This is a genomic window from Hungatella sp. L36 (assembly GCF_014288035.1).
Window position 1 is genome coordinate 1 of the sequence record NZ_JACOPC010000011.1, and the last position, 17,448, is coordinate 17,448.

Genomic DNA, 17,448 nt, shown 5'->3' on the forward strand with positions numbered 1-17,448 from the left:
ACCTCCATCGCCAGGATCTGAAAAGAATACTGGTCCGCCAGTTCTGTCAGCATCTCCTTACATTGAATATCGATTCCATCTGTTAATACCTTCTTCCGATATTTGGTACACCAGATAAGATGGTACTGTAAAGAATATACATATCCACGACCATATGTTAATTTTGTTTTCTCTGATATTTCATATACTTTTTCCATAAATCAATTATACCATATGTGCATGAATTGTGCGGTAAAATTTTCAATTATTACTTCAGCTCTCCGCGTCCTGAGCCGATTCCTGAGCTGGTTCCGCACCTTCCCGTTGTTCCCCGTCGGACTGAGGCGTCCCCGGACGCGGTTCTTCTCCCGGTTCCCCTCCTCCGCTGCCGTCAGCGCCGCGATTCCCACGCATGCCGCCTCCCTGCTGAGGATTATCTGTTAAGCCACTTTCTCCGCCTTTCTCTGGAGCATTATCACCGGATCCACGATTACGAGGGCCATTGTTCTTAAAGTCGTCCATTCCGGATCCCGGTCCGCCCTCCATTCCAGATCCCGGTCCGCCCTCCATTCCGGACCGTGTGCCGGACTGGGTAATGATTCCCGAGACAGTGATTTCCATAGATTCTTCTCCCGCAGCCAGCTGATACGTCTCCCCGTCCTTTAATTCCGGAGAACTTATAATCAGAGAAGAATACTCCTTATCCGGATTCCCTGACAGCATTACCGTTTCATCACCGCTCGTAAGCGTCCACTCTGTGCCGGCTGTTTTCGTATCAGCAAAATACACGACAATCACATTTTGAGTGGAGTCACTGGAAAATGACTGCAGCATCCCGGAACTGCCGGTTCCCATAAATGTTCCTCCGCTGATCGTTCCGGTTCCATCGTAATCCAGCGTCCCGTTTCCATTGTCTGTCGGGCCCTCTACGATCACGGTACCGCCTTCCATATAGAAATCACCGTTCGAGTCAATGCCGTCTCCAGAGGCGCTGACCTTTATCTCACCTCCGGTAATTTTGATATAGGCGCCTTCCGTTGAACCAAAAGTGCCGCCTGGGCCTCCCGGCCTTCCTTCCATGCCGGACTCCAGATTACCGGAGCCGTCATTTCCGGAGCCGTCATTTCCAGAACCGTCATTTCCGCCGGCCGCGTTTAACCCGTCATCTTCCGAGGTAACGTCGATCACGCCGCCATTGATATCAATCATCAGCCCTTCGATCCCCTCATAACTCTCTATAATCGTAATTGTTCCATCGTCGATCACCACCTGATTATCCGCATGGATTCCATCGTCTCCAGTAGCAATCGTAAACGTTCCTCCGATAATGTTCACGTCACCATTGCAGTGGACTGCGTCATCCTCCGAATCAATGTCAATGGTACCTCCTGTTACCTCCAGGAGCGTCTCCGCCTTAATTCCCTTGGCGGCCGCCGTAATGGAAAACGTACCATCGGAAATCTTCACATATCCCTTGTCCTCTTCCTCGTCATTGCTGGCCTGAATGCCGTCTTCCCCAGCATTTAAGGTAAACGTGCCTCCTTCTATTTCTACTGAATCTTTTCCCTTCATGGCGTCCTGAACCGCGTCAATCACGTACGTTCCCGACTTCACTGTCAGATCGTCCTTGCTTCGGATCCCACAACCGTAATTTCCTGTGACCGTCAGCGTCCCGCTGCCCTCCAGAATGATATCGTCCTTGCTGAATACGGCTGCATCCGGTTCATCGGCGCCTTCTTCCTCATACTGGTACTGGGTTCCATCGGAAATATAATTATCTGTTCCCTCTTCCGTGGTAATTGTGATACTGCCGCTTTTTATTCCATAGACAGCGGACGAGCTGGCATTGGATATTGTAAAGCCATCCAGAATCAGGCGGATCTCGTCCTCCTTGCCTGCATTTACTGCAATCTGGCCGTCTGTAATCTCTCCGCTGAGCCGGTACGTTCCCGCCGCCGTAATCGTCACGACACGCTGATCTACCGCGGCTCCCGTTCCGGTCACTGAGACAGAATCTCCCTTTCCGGTTATCACGGTTTCTGCTCCTACGGCGCTTCCATTGCCTTCTGCCTCAGTATCTTCGAAGGCCTGATCTCCGTTTTTGCTCTGGCATCCGGTCATCAGAATCGCTCCCGCCATAACGAGAAACAGACCGCGTCTCAATAATTGATTCATCCCATCTCTCCTTTCACTCTTGTAAAATCAGTCCCTGTAAAAAAATGGAGCCTCAAATGTATATTTCTCATTTACAATTCCTCTCTGTTCTCTGCTATCCGGCCGCACACAATCGTCAGATTTCCATTTCTGCACCGAATATCGTCGAGCATCGCCTTCTCCTCCTCTTCCTTTTTCAATTCGATCCGGTAGCAGAGCTCATAAAGACTTCCCATATTTGTTGTGCGTACCTTCATGAGCACCGCACGCTTCGTATACTTTTCGAATAAGTCATCGAAAATTCCGGCATAATCCAGATTTTCCGGTATGGTGACTTTCAGTTCTTTCTGCGCAAATGACTGGCTGCCAAGAGGAACCGCCGCCAAAACTAAAATTGCCGCTCCGATTATGATAAGCAGTAGAACAGCGATTCCCAGATACCCCATTCCTGTCGCCAGGCCGATGGCCATGGCAAGAAACACGCTTCCAATTTCTCTGGCATTTCCCGGCGCAGACCGGAAACGCACCAGCCCGAACGCGCCCATTACCGCGACACCTGTTCCCAGATTTCCGTTGACCAGCATAATCACCGCCTGTACCACAGCCGGGAGAATCGCTAACGTCATCACAAAATTTCTTGAACTTGTATTTCTATATGTATGAAGGAATGCCAGAGCAAGCCCAAGTCCCAGTGAAGTCAAGGTACATATAACCAGCTGCGGCAATGTAATCCCAGAGCTGACTGTTTCCGTCAAAATACTGTTAAGCACAGACACGCCCTCCTTTTATAGTGTTTTGTTTGTATTCGGGTTCCGCCCCTTCCTCTCTCAGCAGATACTCCCTGTAGTAACGCCCATACTTCGAGAATGACACGGGATAGATAGAAAGCTCCGAAAATGCCCGGCTCATCCAGACCGGCATCGCTCCCGGTATCTTTACTTCCATCAGGACACAGCCTGCATCAAGCAGGGAAGTCCCATATGCCCCGGCCCGCAGATCTAACGCTTCGTTTCTGCATCGTATATTCCAGTCAAAGGTTACCCGCAGTTCTTCATCGGTTTTACAGTAACACGCCAAGCGGTCATAAGCCACATATGCCGCCGGTTCCAGATGATACCTCTGTTTCATGTACTGTATTTCCCGGAAAATCTGATTTTCCGACTCTGGAAGAATCCCGTTATTTAAATACAAAACGGCAGACACAAGTTCCATTGGTACACGTCTTTTATATACCACACCGCTGTATTTCTTCTTCATTTCCAGAAATACCGTACTCTTTTCGTTCACCGCCCCATAAGCCCGCAGACGAAGCTTTTCTTTGTATACAGGCCCAGCCAGGGACGTTCTGATCAGTTCAAAATCCTTTGTGTCAAAATAAATATTGGAAATGGTATGTACTCCATATGCATCGGCTGCCATCCTGTCCTCAAACACCCGTTTCAGACCGAGGTACTGTGCTTCTGTCAGCAGATATTTCTTTTCATAACGTTCAAAAATTTCCTGTGCCATGTCGGTCCTGCCTCCTTTTCTCTGTACAATCACTATTTGTGTATTCAATAAAATGCGTAATGACCTGTTATTTGTTTCCTTAAGGTGTTTTTATCCTAGCATGAAAAGCTGAAAGTAAGCTGAAAGGACAGGTGGAATCTGGTGACTTTTCTGTGAAGCATAGAACGAAAAAGCCCTCTATGCCGAGTATCGGAAGGGAAAAAGAGAAATGCAGGAGGTCACGACAACAAAATCAATATTGATAGCCTGATTGATTACATGGAACCAGGCTGGCTCCAGAAGCTGTGTGAAAATCATTGGTTTATCAACACGCCAAATAAATTTGACAAAACAGATAATGTGGTATATAATAAATAAAAACCGAACGTCCGGTTTTTATTAAAAGGAGCATCCTATGCCGAAAAAATATAATTCACAGGCAACCATTGAAAACATATTAACGGTTTCCGCAAAGTTGTTTTTAGAAAAGGGATTTGATAAAACAAGTATTCAGGATATAGCGGAAGCAGCCGGTATATCAAAAGGAGCTATTTATCATCACTTTAAGTCAAAAGATGAAATTATCAGCGCAGTCACTGAAAACCAAACACAGACTACTAAATCCATGCTTGAAAGCTGGTTGTCTGAAACAGGCGCTCTTACAGGAAAAGAACAACTAGCTGCCATTTTAGAAAAAAACCTTGACTGCCAGGACGCTCATTATTTAGATGAAGTAATGAGTGGCCGTATGAAAAGCGCAGAATTTGTCTTGTCCTATATGCAGACCTGTGTCAATCAAGATGCCGCCCTCATCTCAAACATAATTCAGCAAGGTATAACCGATGGTTCGATCGTTACAGATTTTCCCGATGAGTGTGCCGAAGTTTTTCTTTTACTGATGAACGTATGGTGCGATCCTGCTGTCTTTCGTTGTGATACCCGGAAATTATCACTTCGATTAAGATTTTTACAGCACCTGATGAAATCTATCGGCATAGATGTATTGAGCGATACGCTTCTCGAAAGAACTTTAGACCTGTTGCAAAAGCTATACACGGAGGAAGTCCATTTCAATGAATAAATCCTTAGCTGTACAAACGAAAAAACTGACAAAGGTTTTCCCTGGAAATGAAGCCGTTAAAAATTGCAATATGAACGTTGAGCGCGGAACAATTTACGGCCTTTTGGGGCCAAATGGGGCTGGGAAAACGACGCTTTTTAAAATAATATCCGGGCTGCTTACACCGACAATGGGTAACGCGCAGGTTTTAGGAAAAGACATTGTTTCTGAACGCGATATTATCTTATCCAAAATTGGAACAATCATTGAAACCCCCATATTTTATGAACACTTATCAGCGGCCGGGAATTTGGGAATCCATCTTGCCTACATGAAAAAGAAGCCGGGGGATATTGACGCTGTTCTATCAAAGGTCGGGCTGAGTAATACAGGCGTACAGCCTGTTTCAAAATTTTCTTTGGGTATGCGGCAGCGGCTGGCGATTGCAAGGGCTATCATCCATAAACCTGAACTACTAATTTTAGATGAGCCTATTAACGGACTTGACCCTATGGGAATTAGGGAAATGCGGGATTTTTTCATAGCGCTTGTAAAAGAGCAAAACATGACCCTGCTCATTTCCAGTCACATTCTGACGGAAATTGAACACATAGCCGACACCATTGGAATAATTAAAGACGGAACCATCGTAAGAGAGGTTTCCATGGCTGAACTGAAATCAGAGTCCCCCTCTGGCCTTGAGGATTATTTCATGGATATCATGACCGGGAGGAAAGAAAATGAAAATACTATTTGAGTTGGAACTGCAAAAAAACAAAATTCGTACTTATGTGGCAGCCTCTCTTGCCATTGCATTTACAATGTTGGGCTTCCTGTACCTTTTTGCATATGCGCCTATGCTGGAGCCTAACGATAAAGATATGGCTATTTTTTCGGGCTACCATAATCTTATTCCGCTGTTTGGTGTTTTGAATATGGCCGTGTTTTGTGTATTATCGGCAGTCATGTATTCAAAATTCATCATTGAAGATTACACCGGAAAACGCATAATTTTACTTTTCTCTTACCCCGTAAGCCGAAAAAAAATTCTGTTATCAAAGCTTGGTATTGTATGTCTTTTTACCGTAATATCAATGACTGTCAGTAACATTGCTATATTCCTTATATTTGGTCTAACTGAACAATTTATACACCTTGTAAATGAAAGTTTTACACTTTTTATTCTAGCGCAGGCGATTGAAATTACGCTTATCATGTCCTTCATCGCTGCCAGCATAGGCATTATATCAGCCGGCATTGGATTTATAAAAAAATCAGTGCCCACAACGATTGTATCAGCCGTTTTAATTGCTTCTCTCCTGTGCAATATCGTTGTAAATGCCACAGCGAATAAAGCAGTAATGTATTTGTTTGCAATAGTAATCCTGTCTATTGCATTTATAGTTTCAATACTTTTAATGAAACAGGTGAACAGAATGGAGGTTGAATAAATGGAACAGAAAATTGAGGGCGCAATAGACAGTGGTCTTGAAAGCTTATCGTCCGGGCTATATGTTTTTAGTGTTGGCTTTGGTATTGTGCTCATCATATTGGGCGCTATTCTGCTATTTAAGAGTAAAGACAGAGGCTCGAATAAGAAAAAAGGTGCCGTAAACATTGGGCTGATTTCTCTTGTTCTCGGTGTTGTAGCTGTCATAAGCGGACTTATGCAAATGTAATTATGCTCTTTAGCGTATTTTTCCGAATAGTATCTCCCTGAAATGTCAATAGAGGTTCCCTCAAATCATATACATTCTTCCAACCACCATGCATGACCGCCTCCCTCCTTATGTAACTCTAACTCCTGCATCTCCATGTTTCCATGTCAACTGTATACCACTAAAATACACTTTTGGCGATCTACCCCACTGTCTAAAGCCAGTGGGATTACGGTCGCCTTATTTCAATACAAATTATATATTTTTAAGCAAAACGAAAGCCACTATCTTATTATCACATCAAAAAATACTGTCAGAAACTTTTACATACAGTAACATATGCTTCCAAAAGTTTCCGGCAGTATTTCATTTTCCGTTACTATTCCTATTCTCTCTTCTTTTTCTTTTCCCGTTTCACTCCCCTGATTATCCCAGGGCCATACCGTGCCAGCGCGGTCGTAATATATGGATCTCCCAAAGCGTCCCGATGCAGATATGCAAATTTCCACAATTTCTTGTATAGATCATAGATAACCGCCTCATACTCATGTTCCTCTATCACATTTTTCATGCAGTCCGGGTCTTTTTTCAAATCATACAGTTCATCGAAATCAAATCCATTAAAAACGAAATGATATTCGTCTGTAAAAATACTCCTCTGAATTCCATAGCACTCGTTTCCATTGCTCTGTGTATAGGTCTCCGAGCGCCATTTTTCTGGAATGTTCCCCTCCAGAAATGGCTTTAAGGAATGGCCTGAAAACCGCCGTTTCACTTCCATATCATCCACCTCCAATATCCCGGCCAGTTCTAAAAATGTCGGCGCATAATCCAGAAGTGACACTCTATGGCTGACCACACCCCCTTCCGCCTTAATACCGCCATACCCCATGACAGAACAGATGTGGTACGCCTCCTTAAAACACGGAAGGCCTTTCGTCCATAATCCATGGGCGCCGGCATAATCTCCGTGATCCGATACGTATAGGATCACCGTATCTTCAAGAAGCTCTCTCCGCTCCAGCACGTCGAGAAGCCTTCCGAACAGCGCATCCTCATAGGAGCAGAAGGCCAGGTAATGCTTCAGGGAACGTTTCTGTTCCGCCTCGCCGAGTTGGTCAAACCGCTCTCTCGTCCTTCTGTAGAGATTTGGTTTATCGAGCATCCGGTCCTTCCAGGACTCCGGGAGCACTATGGATTCATCCGAATAGAGATCCAGATACTGCTGTGGGACAAAGTACGGGTCGTGAGGCCCCAGTGTTCCGACATACATACAGAATGGTTCATCTTTGCTCACATTCTCCAGCCAGCCTTCTGCACAGGATACAACATCACCGTCACCGAAGGGATTTTCCGTCACACCGTACTGGCTGTACTGGGGAAATCCAATTCTGGAGATTTCCCCTTCTCTGCGCCCTTCTTCTATAGCAATGTCGTCTTCCTCTAAAAGCCAATCCCAGTCTCCCATAAAGGGAGTCCTCTTCCATGGCTTATACCGGCCCTCCTGCGGCGGATAGATCCAGGGACCAAATCCTCGATCGCCCGGCCCTTCTTCCGCGCTGACATGCCATTTCCCACTGAAATACATCTGATATCCCGCTTCCTTCAAATCTTCTGAAAACAGCTTAATCCCGTCATTTAAACCGTGGGAAAATGCATCCGCCAGATCAATATTGTTCCATATGCCGTGCTCTGAGGGATACAACCCGGAAAAGAAGCTGGCACGGCTGGGACAGCAGTGGGGAGAGGGACAATACGCCTCCTGAAAAGTCACACCATGGCGCTTTAGCCGCTCCAGATTCGGCATGTACGCCGGTCCCTTGCTCTGTTGGGTCGTCCCCAGCTGCTGGTCTGTCATAAATATCAGGAAATTACTTTTTCTCTTTCCGCTGTCCACGTCTACTGCTTCGCCATCCTTTCCCGTATCCCCTTTACCGTTTCTTTGTATTTATCGATCCCCAGCTTATTCAGCTGCTCTAAATAGGTATCCCATTCTGCTTCAATCCCGCCTTCCGTCAGCCATTTTACCTGCATCTTGTTGACATAGTCGTCGATATCCTTTGCCGTCGTGGTAAAGTACTTACTCTCCTCCTTATTCGGCAGCAGGAACAGAGAGGACTGCGTGGCATACGGAGCGTAGTGCTCTTTGGCGATCTGCAGCTTATTGATATCTTCATCCATGACCTGGACCAGCTTTCCCCAATCCTCGGAAGCAATCTTACAGGGTACGTGTACAGGGGCATTCTTATACCGGAATTCACTGTAGGACATCCCGTCAGGAGTAGGTACATAATCCAGCATTCCGCTGTCTGTCTTCTCCAGGGTGGTCCCAATCGGCCCTAAAAACAGCTGTGCCGAAATTTCCGGTTCAAAATGGGCGTCCAGCCATTTCATAATTGCCTCTTCCTTGCCCTTTGCCGATGCAGTCATAACGAATTGGGTTCCATTGACATTGCCGTTGCTGTTGGCGCTGTTCTGCCAGATTCGCTTGCCTGTCGGACCTTCCAGAGGCTCAACAATCACATAATCTTCTTTGTATTTTTCAGGAACGACAAATGTGGAATCATATGCCATAAAAGAGCCTACAATTTCCGGATCGTTATTTCCCTTGGCATTCATGACTGAGGTGTCCGGTGTGGTGAAGCCTTCAGAATCCCACAGCCCCTCTTTCACAAACTTGTGGTAATACTGGATTGCATCCTTGTACTCCTCCTGTTCTGCCGTATAGACAATCTCACCGTTCTCATCTTCTATGAAATGGGCGCCCACTGTCAAAACCGGATCCACATATCCAAAAGAGCCAAACAGCTGATGGTAGCTGTATGCAGTATCCGGCACGGACGAATTATAATGGAAAACGAATGGAATCTCATCCCCCTTGTCGCCATTGCCGTTCATATCATTTTCTTTAAATGCCTTCAGTGCATCATAATACTCATCAACGGTCTTCGGGACAGGGAGTCCCAGCTGATCCAGCCACTTCTTGTTGATGTAGAGCAGGCCTGACGTATACATTACCTCTCTCTCCACCGCTCGCCCGATGCTGTAGATTTTTCCGTCATCCGGATTGATACAGATATTCTTATATTCCGGCATTTCCTCAAATGCTTTCTTGAGATTCGGGCAGTATTCCTCGATGTAATCCGTCAGATCCAGAAACATTCCCTGAGGAGCGTATTTCGTTACATCGTTGACATTGACGGCATTCATGTAAAAGACATCCGGAAGATCCCCGCTGGATAAGATCAGATTCTTCTTATCCTCCCATGTCGCCGCCGAGTAAACCTGCCATTCCACCTCGACTCCGGTCTTTTCCTCCAGAATCTTATAGATTTCCATGTCATTCGGGTCACCGTGCCACTCATTCTTGATAAAGGTCACCTTGATTTTCTCTTTCCCTTTTTCCCCCGCATCGGCCTGACTGCTGTCCTGCCCCTTGGGCTGTGCTGTCCCTCCGCATGCCACACAGCCTGCCACTACGGCAGCTGCTGTACACAGTGCTGCAAATCTTCTTTTTTTCATTCTGCTTCTCCTTTCATTTATCCTCATCCCTTTACCGCCCCCAGCATCACGCCTTTTACGAAATGCTTCTGAACAAAGGGATAAAATACCAGCATTGGAATACTCGATACGACAACGCAGCCATATTTCAGCAAATCAACCAGCTGCTGCATATCCGCCACCGTAGATGCATCCGCCGAGGCCAGTGAATTCTGGCTGTCGATCAGAATGGTCCGAAGCACCAGCTGCAGCGGAAAACGGCTTTCGGAGCTCAAATAGATCATGGGCTCGAAATAGGAATTCCACTGCTTCGCCGCATAAAAAAGTACCATGACTGCAATCAGCGATTTCGACAGAGGCAGAGCCACGCGAAAGAAGAATCCCACGTATCCGCATCCGTCTAAAAATGCTGCTTCCTTCAGTTCTTCCGGTATACTTCCCATAAAGTAAGACCTGGCGATTATCATATTGTAAGTGCTGATCAGCGTCGGCAGAACGATTGACCAGATGCTGTCCAGCATCCCCATCTGCTTTACCACGAAATACAGCGGAATGATACCTCCGTAAAAGTACATGGTAAAGACCATTATTTTCATGAATACGCCGCCAAACGGAAACTCTTTTCTGGAGAGCGCATAGGCGAGCGGAATGGTAAATACCACATTTAACAGGGTTCCGACTATCGTATAGAGCAGACCGTTGCCAAAGCCTGTCCATATCGATTCATCTGCAAATATCTTCCGGTAGCCATCCAGGGTGACATCCGCCGGCAGAAACAAAACCCTTCCCTGATAAACCGCTCTCGGGCTGCTGATGGAGGCAATCAGGCTGAAATACAGTGGATATAACGCAACGATCAAGATCATGACCAGCAGCACCGTCGTAACAATTTCGAAGACTCTGTCTTTTTTTCCCGCTTTCATTCACATATCCCCCATTCTACCATAAAGAAGTATCACTGAACCTTTTACTGAATTTATTGACTGAAATCAGAATCACGAAATTCACCACGGACTGCATCATCTCGACTGCAGACGCGTAACTGAAATCACCATCTACCAGTCCCCGCTTGTAGGTATACGTCGATATGACCTCCGATACCCCCAGATTCATGGAATTCTGCATTAAGTACGATTTTTCAAAGCCGATCGTTAAAAGCTGACCCGCAGTCAGAATCAGCATGGTAATGATCGTCGGCATGATTCCCGGCAGATCGATATGCCAGATTCTCTGTAATCTTCCGGCCCCATCGACGATTGCCGACTCATGCAGATCAGGGGAAACCGATGCCAGCGCCGCTATGTAGACAATTGCAGACCACCCGCACGTCTGCCAGATCCCCGATAAGACGTAGATCATGACATACATTCCGGGTTTTCCCATGAAATGGACAGGGTCTCCGCCAAAAAAGCGGATTACCGCATTTACCACACCGCTGTACGGAGAAAGCATGGTGTACATCATACCGACGAGAACGACAACGGAGATAAAATACGGTGCATACGTCGCAGTCTGAACCAGCTTTTTAAATGCTTTGTTTCTGACCTGGTTCAGCAGAATGGCGAGTATAATCGGAAAAGGAAATCCCAGGATCAGGTTCGTCACATTGATCAGCAATGTATTTTTGAGTATCAGGAAAAAATCCGGAGACCGGAAAAATCTCTCGAAATTTTCAAGTCCCACCCACGGGCTTTTCGTAAATCCCAGGAATGGAGAGTAATCCCGGAATGCAATCTGCGACCCGTAGATCGGCCAGTATTTAAATAATGCGTAATACACCAGCCCGGGTATTACAAACAAATACAGTGTTTTCGTTGCCCGGAAGTTTTTCATGAATCTTCGTTTTTGTTCAATCCTGCTTATACTGTTTTTCACAATTCATTTTCCTTTCTGTCCTGTGACCTTGTTCATGAGTTTATTATACTGACTCTCATCCGGCGGAAAGCTTTGTATTTTTTACCAGTTACTACAAATTTTTAATCTTTTATTGTAAGTGAATTTACCTGATAGTATAATTCGAGTATACTCAATCAGGAGGCACAGAAGTTGGAAAAACACCCGAAATTAATCCATTACTTTAAATCCCATTTTAATGCCCGGCTTGTTCTGATCTTTCTATTCAATGGGATTGTTCCCGTTTTACTCATCAGCCTCACCACATATCCATTCTGGTTCCGCACCATGCGTTCGAAGGAACTCACCTTTACATACAGCAGAATTTCCACCATCAATCAGGCCCTGGATTCCCTGACCACTGACATTGAACAGAATATTACCCACATTTTTTCCAATGAAGATATTCGCAGTTATTTGAAGGAGGATTACGATGAAATCACGGTCGAAGGGCATAAGAAGCATGTCCTGATTGAAAATTTCCTGAAGTCCATCTCGAATTACGGCGAATTTGCCTGTTCCTACACGATCATCGACCGCTATAACCGCATATACACCAACGGCTCCAATGTCAACCGGCTCCAAAGCTTTCACAGTCCGCTCTGCGAGAGCGTGAAGCAGGCCTCCCCCGGCACCTACTACACGGAGCGGAATCTATACAGTACCGACAGTGAGAAGGCGCTGACCTACGGCCGTGTATTAAAGGAGGAAGGGGAAATACTCGCTGTCATTCTTGTGGATATCAGCCCGGAGCTGCTTCATTCCATTCTGGGAGATTATGATGGAAACAACTATCAGGTATTCATCGCTAACCCCAATAACGAACTGATCTACACCAATGCGGTTCACCTCCTCAGTAAACCGGAAATTATGGAGCATCTCCTCTCCGCCCAGGGAACGACGGTAATTCTGGAAAATGAACGCTATGAGATGGCGCACGCCAGTTCCCTTTTGACAAACTACCATACCTATGTGCTGGTTCCGCACACGTATATTTACAAAGATTCCGGAAATATAAGAGTTTTGTTTGTCATTATCCTGATTCTGGTTTTCATGCAGACCATCGCATTTTCCAGAATCATATCCAAATCGCTCTCCAGAAAGATCCTCCTGATTAAGAATGAGCTGCTCCGTTTTATCACCACCAGGGAGAAGAGTGTCTTTCACCATAAGAATAACGACGAACTGAAGGAAATATCAGACGGGATTGTGTATCTGGAAAATGAAATTGACAAGATGCTGGAGGAAATTCAGGCAAACGCAGAAAAACAGCGCCGGCTTGAACTGCAGACGCTGCAGCAGCAGCTGAATCCCCATATGATTTACAATGCTCTGAATACCATTACACAGCTGGCCAGCCTTCAGGGCGTTAAAAATATCGAGGAGGTATCTCTGGCATTCACAAGAATGTTGAAACTCGTCTCCAAAAATACGGAAAATTTCGTCACGCTGCGCCAGGAAATCGGTTTTATCAAAGACTATATTTCCATTAAAAAATATAATAATTTCCAGAACCTTACGCTTCAGTGTGACGTTGCCGCCCCCCTCATGGAACTGCCTGTTTTAAAGCTTCTGCTGCAGCCATTTATTGAGAACTGCATGAAGCATGGTTTCCGCAATTTCGAAGAGGATGGAATCATCTTTCTCTACGCCTATCTGGAAGAAGAACAGCTCCATATCATCATTGAAGACAATGGTTCCGGAATCAAAAACGATCAGATCGAACAGATCCTTAATCTGTCCTGTCAAACGGAGGAAGACTATTCAAATATCGGAATACGGTCCTGTATCGAACGCCTTCGCCTCCAGTATGGGAACCGCTGCACATTTTCCATCGACAGCGACGGACAGAGCTTCACCCGAATTTCTTTGAGCTATCCTGTAAAGGAGGACCCGCATGCTTCAGACGCTTCTCGTCGATGACGACATACTTTCTTTAAATAAGATGCAGACCTTTCTGGCAGACCTCGAATTCATCCATGTCTGCGGGCAGTTGCTGGACGGAACAGGCGCCATCGAATATCTGAACGCTCATGGCGATTCCATCGACATCGTGATCCTCGATATGGAGATGCCCGGGGCGAGCGGATTAGAGGTCGCCAGGTTTATCAGCAAACATCAGCTTCCCATTACAATCCTTGTCATAAGCAATTACGATAATTTCGAGTACGTAAAACCGATTCTCCAGGCCGGGGCTTACGATTACCTCCTAAAGCATGAGCTGTCCCGGACTCTTCTCGAAACGAAATTGTCCGAAATACGGCTTTATATTGATAAACAGCAGCTTCATCAGAAGCAGTGGGACCAGATGTGCCAGCTGTCAAAACAGCAATACCTCCGGAATCTCGTCTTAAATTATGATATTCCGGATGAAAACCGTCACTTTTTCGCCTCCGATCCGCTGCTCTGCGGCCGGCGGCACGTTGCGGCTTGCCTGCAGATCACCAATTTCTCCAGTATTTATCAGAGCATACCGGATGAACGCCATCAGAAGGTTGTCAATACAGTTCTCCACTTTTGTGATACATTTTTCACCTCGCTTCAGAGGGGAATTATCACACATATCAACTACGGTGAATTCCTGGTCCTGCTGTCCTTTCCGGATCTCACCAGCGAAGCTGCCATCCTTCAGACGGCCTCCCAGGATATCAGCCTGTTGAAAAACAACCTGCGGCGTTATCTCTCTATCCATACTTTTGCCGAGTCCATGCCCGTCTTCGACTCCGTGGAACATTTGCGCCCCTACTACCTGAAAATTCACCATCGTCTTCAGGTAAAGCCTTTTAACAGCGATTCGGAACGTCCTGCAGAAAAGGAAGGTAATTCCGTCCTGCTGCTCTCCCTGCAGGAGGAAAATGAGCTGTCAGAATCTCTTCTTCACCTGAACGAAAAAAAAGTGACTGAAATCGTCACTCATATTTTTGATACAGTCGGACAGACGCACGTCTCTCTTCTTGGACTTCAGCGCCTCGTCCTGCGTCTGACGGAGATCATGCAGCTGGCTCTCCGAACGGCCTCCCAGGATCGTGAGACCATCACGGTACCGCCGCCGGCTGTCAACAATATCCTGGATATTGAGACGCTGAAAAAACAGTTTCTCCTTTATTACCGCCAGGGCCTGGAACGGCTTGCGTCCGCCTCGGTCTCCCAATACCCGCCGCTGATCCAGAAGGCGCTGAATTACATCTATCAAAACTATTATCTGGATCTCTCTCTGTCGGATATCAGCCGCCACTGCGGAGTGTCGGAGGTCTACTTTTCCAGGGCATTCAAAGACGCGCTTGGCCTCCCTTTTACGAAATATTTAAACGCATACCGGGTCAGAATCGCCGCACACCTCCTCCGGCAGTCCAATGATTCCCTTAAAAAGATAGCCGAAGAGTCCGGATTTCAGAGTTATAATTATTTTTTGACTGTTTTTAAAACATATATGGGGGTTACTCCAGTGCAGTATCGGGAAAAACCACCGGATACTTCCACTGACTAATACTTATGAAGCCACAGAACGGACGCTAATCAGGCAAACTGTTTAACGTCCGTTCTGCAGTACAGTATCCTTCTGATATAGGGCAGGTTCATGCCCTCTTCACAAAAAAGATGACAGCCGTCCCCATTAGAGTTATAATATCTCCTTAAAGGAGATGACTTCACCCATGAAAAACAAAACAAAATCAGTATTGGCAGCTTTCCGCTCCAAATTCGCGGCCGCCCTGCCAATTATTCTTTTTTTCCTTTTTTTATTTTACTCTACGATCCTATTATTCGGCATTTCCTATTCAATCCTCGTATCGGTGGTTACAATCCTGTTCAAGGTCAATTATCGGAAATATCTAACAGTCCGGCAGCTGATCGTGCTTGTGGGGACGCAGTTTTTGATGGCTCTTCTCAGCTTTTTTGCCTCCCTCAGCGTTGCGCTCTGCATTCTTCTCAATCTGACCGTTCCCTTTCTGCTGGTTTTTCTCCAGACCTCGCAGTTTAATCCGCTGGGATATTTTGCGAATGCCATGTGCTTTGTCTTTCTTCAGCTGCGGCCGGTCGGATGGGATGGACTGGCCATGCAGATGGGGGCGCTGGCCTACGGTCTGGCGGTTCTGACCATCATACTGTTCTTGTGTTCGCTTCAGAATAGGAAGAATGACCATTTTGCTGCTGCCAAAAAGGGACTCCTGCTCCTGGCGGCCGCGCTGCGCGCTCAGATTGAGCAGATGTCCCCCACCGCAGAACAAACAGACCCCTCCGGCAGTCTGGCTTCCGGACAGATGGATACCATCTTTCCAATCCTCCAGGGACTTTACGGAGAAGCCTACAAAAGCAGGGGCCTCACCTATGTGGTAAGCCCCCAGGGGAAAATTCAGTATATGTTTGCGCTGCTGTTTCAGCGTGCCGTGTATTTTCTGACAAATCCGTACCAGGCAGCTACGCTCTCTGACCAGACCTGCCATGACTTGTTGGAACGCCTGGCCCAATATATGGAGTCCGCGGGAAACGGCGGTTTCGAACGGAAAGAACTGGTCAGCACAGGAAATAAGCTTCTGGCCGAAGCGGAGGAACGCGATGAAATCCCCTGCATTTTTGTTCAGAATTTTCTCCGTCTCTTCCTGCTGATCCTGGAAAACATTCGACAGACAGGTGAAAAACAGAGTCCTCCCTGTTGGAGACTCCCCAGCTACCGCCGCCCCTTTAGGAAACTGTTTGGCCAGATAAAAGCGGATGCATTTGAGACGCGTTTTGCGCTTCGTCTCAGCGTAGTTTTGACCGTTGGCTTTACTTACAGCATGGTCAGCCAGGCAAATCATGGTTACTGGCTCGTGCTGAACGCCTTCCTGCTGCTCCGCCCCATGTATGAGGAAAGCGCCACCCGCATCAAGACCCGCTTTATCGGCACACTGGCAGGCTGTCTTATCCTGCAGTTTCTCCTCCCGCTGTTCCATGGAACCGGCTGGCATTTTGTACTGGCGACCGTTATGGCGACAGGGCTTTATATGGAAACGGCCGGAACCTGGCAGCAGGCCCTGTTCTCCACCTGCTTTGCCCTGACCCTTACCACGCTGGCACTCCCACAGATGCTGGCCGCTGAACTCCGTATCCTATATGTCGTCGCTGCGATGGTGCTGGTACTTCTCGTAAACCGTTTTGTATTTCCTACGCACCAGAAGGGACAGTACCGCTACAACCTGTATCAGCTGTTCCACACACACCACGTTTACCTTCGCCTGCTGGAGAGCAGCCTGACCGCGCCTCTGGATTATGGCGTCATCTGCGATGTCCAGATCCATTACCATCTGATTCACGACCAGATTATCCAGTATTTGAAAAAGGCGGGAAATGAGGATTCGGCCTTTATCAAAAAACTTCTATGGATTTCCTGGCACATGATATCCGAGGCGGAACAAATGCTTTTCTTAATCAACAACCGAAAAGCCAGTGCGGTTAATTCTGCACAGATGGAAGACTATCTGGCCTTTACCGCCTGTATTTTAAGCGAAATCCAGGAGATGCTTCATATGAAAGCTGACAGGAATCGCACCGTATCCCCGGAGATCATCTATAAACGGACGATGGAAGGGGAACCCCGGTTATCTGTGTTGATGGAACAGTATTCCAAACAATTGTCTGAGATGTATCGTTGTGTCTGCAGTCATAACGGGTGAGGCAGTGAAGGGCGGTGATGATACCTGCAGTGATGGAGTCTATCACCAGGTTAAAATAATATCT

The 17,448-nt window shown here is 46.6% G+C and carries 15 protein-coding genes; 7 read left to right on the forward strand and 8 right to left on the reverse strand.

What is annotated here, in order from left to right; genetic code table 11:
* The 4 genes from H8S80_RS22380 to H8S80_RS22395 form a co-directional block, all read right to left on the reverse strand.
* Positions 1-197: transposase (locus H8S80_RS22380; protein ID WP_187049053.1), on the reverse strand; the 197-nt coding region annotated here is incomplete at its 3' end.
* A 55-nt stretch (positions 198-252) separates the two neighbouring features.
* Positions 253-2,154: a carbohydrate-binding domain-containing protein gene (locus tag H8S80_RS22385; RefSeq protein ID WP_117632368.1), complete on the reverse strand. Its 1,902-nt coding sequence runs from the start codon at positions 2,152-2,154 to the stop codon at positions 253-255.
* A 71-nt stretch (positions 2,155-2,225) separates the two neighbouring features.
* Complete coding sequence (locus tag H8S80_RS22390; RefSeq protein ID WP_117632367.1) at positions 2,226-2,903, reverse strand: DUF4956 domain-containing protein; 678 nt, start codon at positions 2,901-2,903, stop codon at positions 2,226-2,228.
* The gene (locus H8S80_RS22395) at positions 2,896-3,642 is read right to left on the reverse strand and encodes a polyphosphate polymerase domain-containing protein (RefSeq protein ID WP_117632366.1); all 747 of its coding nucleotides are present in this window, start codon (positions 3,640-3,642) and stop codon (positions 2,896-2,898) included. Before H8S80_RS22395 ends, H8S80_RS22390 begins: the two co-directional genes overlap by 8 nt.
* A gap of 394 nt (positions 3,643-4,036) precedes the next feature.
* On the opposite strand from H8S80_RS22395, the gene H8S80_RS22400 reads away from it, so the two are divergent.
* From H8S80_RS22400 to H8S80_RS22415, 4 genes are read left to right on the forward strand one after another with little or no spacing between them, the layout of a single operon-like run.
* Positions 4,037-4,702 (forward strand): TetR/AcrR family transcriptional regulator, encoded by a 666-nt coding sequence (locus tag H8S80_RS22400; RefSeq protein WP_117632365.1) that lies wholly within the window; start codon positions 4,037-4,039, stop codon positions 4,700-4,702.
* Positions 4,695-5,438, forward strand: coding sequence for an ABC transporter ATP-binding protein (locus H8S80_RS22405; protein ID WP_002602879.1), 744 nt, complete (start codon positions 4,695-4,697; stop codon positions 5,436-5,438). The genes H8S80_RS22400 and H8S80_RS22405 overlap by 8 nt, the downstream gene beginning before the upstream one ends.
* The gene (locus H8S80_RS22410; protein ID WP_002602878.1) at positions 5,422-6,132 is read left to right on the forward strand and encodes an ABC transporter permease; all 711 of its coding nucleotides are present in this window, start codon (positions 5,422-5,424) and stop codon (positions 6,130-6,132) included. The genes H8S80_RS22405 and H8S80_RS22410 overlap by 17 nt, the downstream gene beginning before the upstream one ends.
* Entirely contained in the window at positions 6,133-6,360 is a 228-nt protein-coding gene (locus H8S80_RS22415) for a hypothetical protein (protein ID WP_117632364.1), read from the forward strand.
* A gap of 364 nt (positions 6,361-6,724) precedes the next feature.
* On the opposite strand, the gene H8S80_RS22420 is transcribed toward H8S80_RS22415, so the two are convergent.
* The 4 genes from H8S80_RS22420 to H8S80_RS22435 are packed head-to-tail and all read right to left on the reverse strand — an operon-like array spanning position 6,725 to position 11,715.
* The gene (locus H8S80_RS22420) at positions 6,725-8,236 is read right to left on the reverse strand and encodes a sulfatase family protein (protein ID WP_117632363.1); all 1,512 of its coding nucleotides are present in this window, start codon (positions 8,234-8,236) and stop codon (positions 6,725-6,727) included.
* 2 nt (positions 8,237-8,238) lie between these two features.
* Positions 8,239-9,861, reverse strand: a complete 1,623-nt coding sequence (locus H8S80_RS22425; RefSeq protein ID WP_181987965.1) for an extracellular solute-binding protein — start codon at positions 9,859-9,861, stop codon at positions 8,239-8,241.
* A gap of 23 nt (positions 9,862-9,884) precedes the next feature.
* A complete protein-coding gene (locus tag H8S80_RS22430) occupies positions 9,885-10,763 on the reverse strand; it encodes a carbohydrate ABC transporter permease (protein WP_117623402.1) in 879 nt (292 codons plus the stop codon).
* 16 nt (positions 10,764-10,779) lie between these two features.
* Positions 10,780-11,715 (reverse strand): ABC transporter permease, encoded by a 936-nt coding sequence (locus H8S80_RS22435; protein WP_243007924.1) that lies wholly within the window; start codon positions 11,713-11,715, stop codon positions 10,780-10,782.
* 171 nt (positions 11,716-11,886) lie between these two features.
* Between H8S80_RS22435 and H8S80_RS22440 the strand changes: the two genes are divergently transcribed.
* From H8S80_RS22440 to H8S80_RS22450, 3 genes are all read left to right on the forward strand, one after another.
* Positions 11,887-13,656, forward strand: coding sequence for a cache domain-containing sensor histidine kinase (locus tag H8S80_RS22440; RefSeq protein WP_117632361.1), 1,770 nt, complete (start codon positions 11,887-11,889; stop codon positions 13,654-13,656).
* On the forward strand, positions 13,631-15,220 hold the full coding sequence (locus H8S80_RS22445; protein ID WP_117632360.1) for a helix-turn-helix domain-containing protein: 1,590 nt from the start codon (positions 13,631-13,633) through the stop codon (positions 15,218-15,220). The genes H8S80_RS22440 and H8S80_RS22445 overlap by 26 nt, the downstream gene beginning before the upstream one ends.
* A gap of 166 nt (positions 15,221-15,386) precedes the next feature.
* Positions 15,387-17,384: an FUSC family protein gene (locus tag H8S80_RS22450; protein ID WP_117632359.1), complete on the forward strand. Its 1,998-nt coding sequence runs from the start codon at positions 15,387-15,389 to the stop codon at positions 17,382-17,384.
* Positions 17,385-17,448 lie beyond the last annotated feature (64 nt).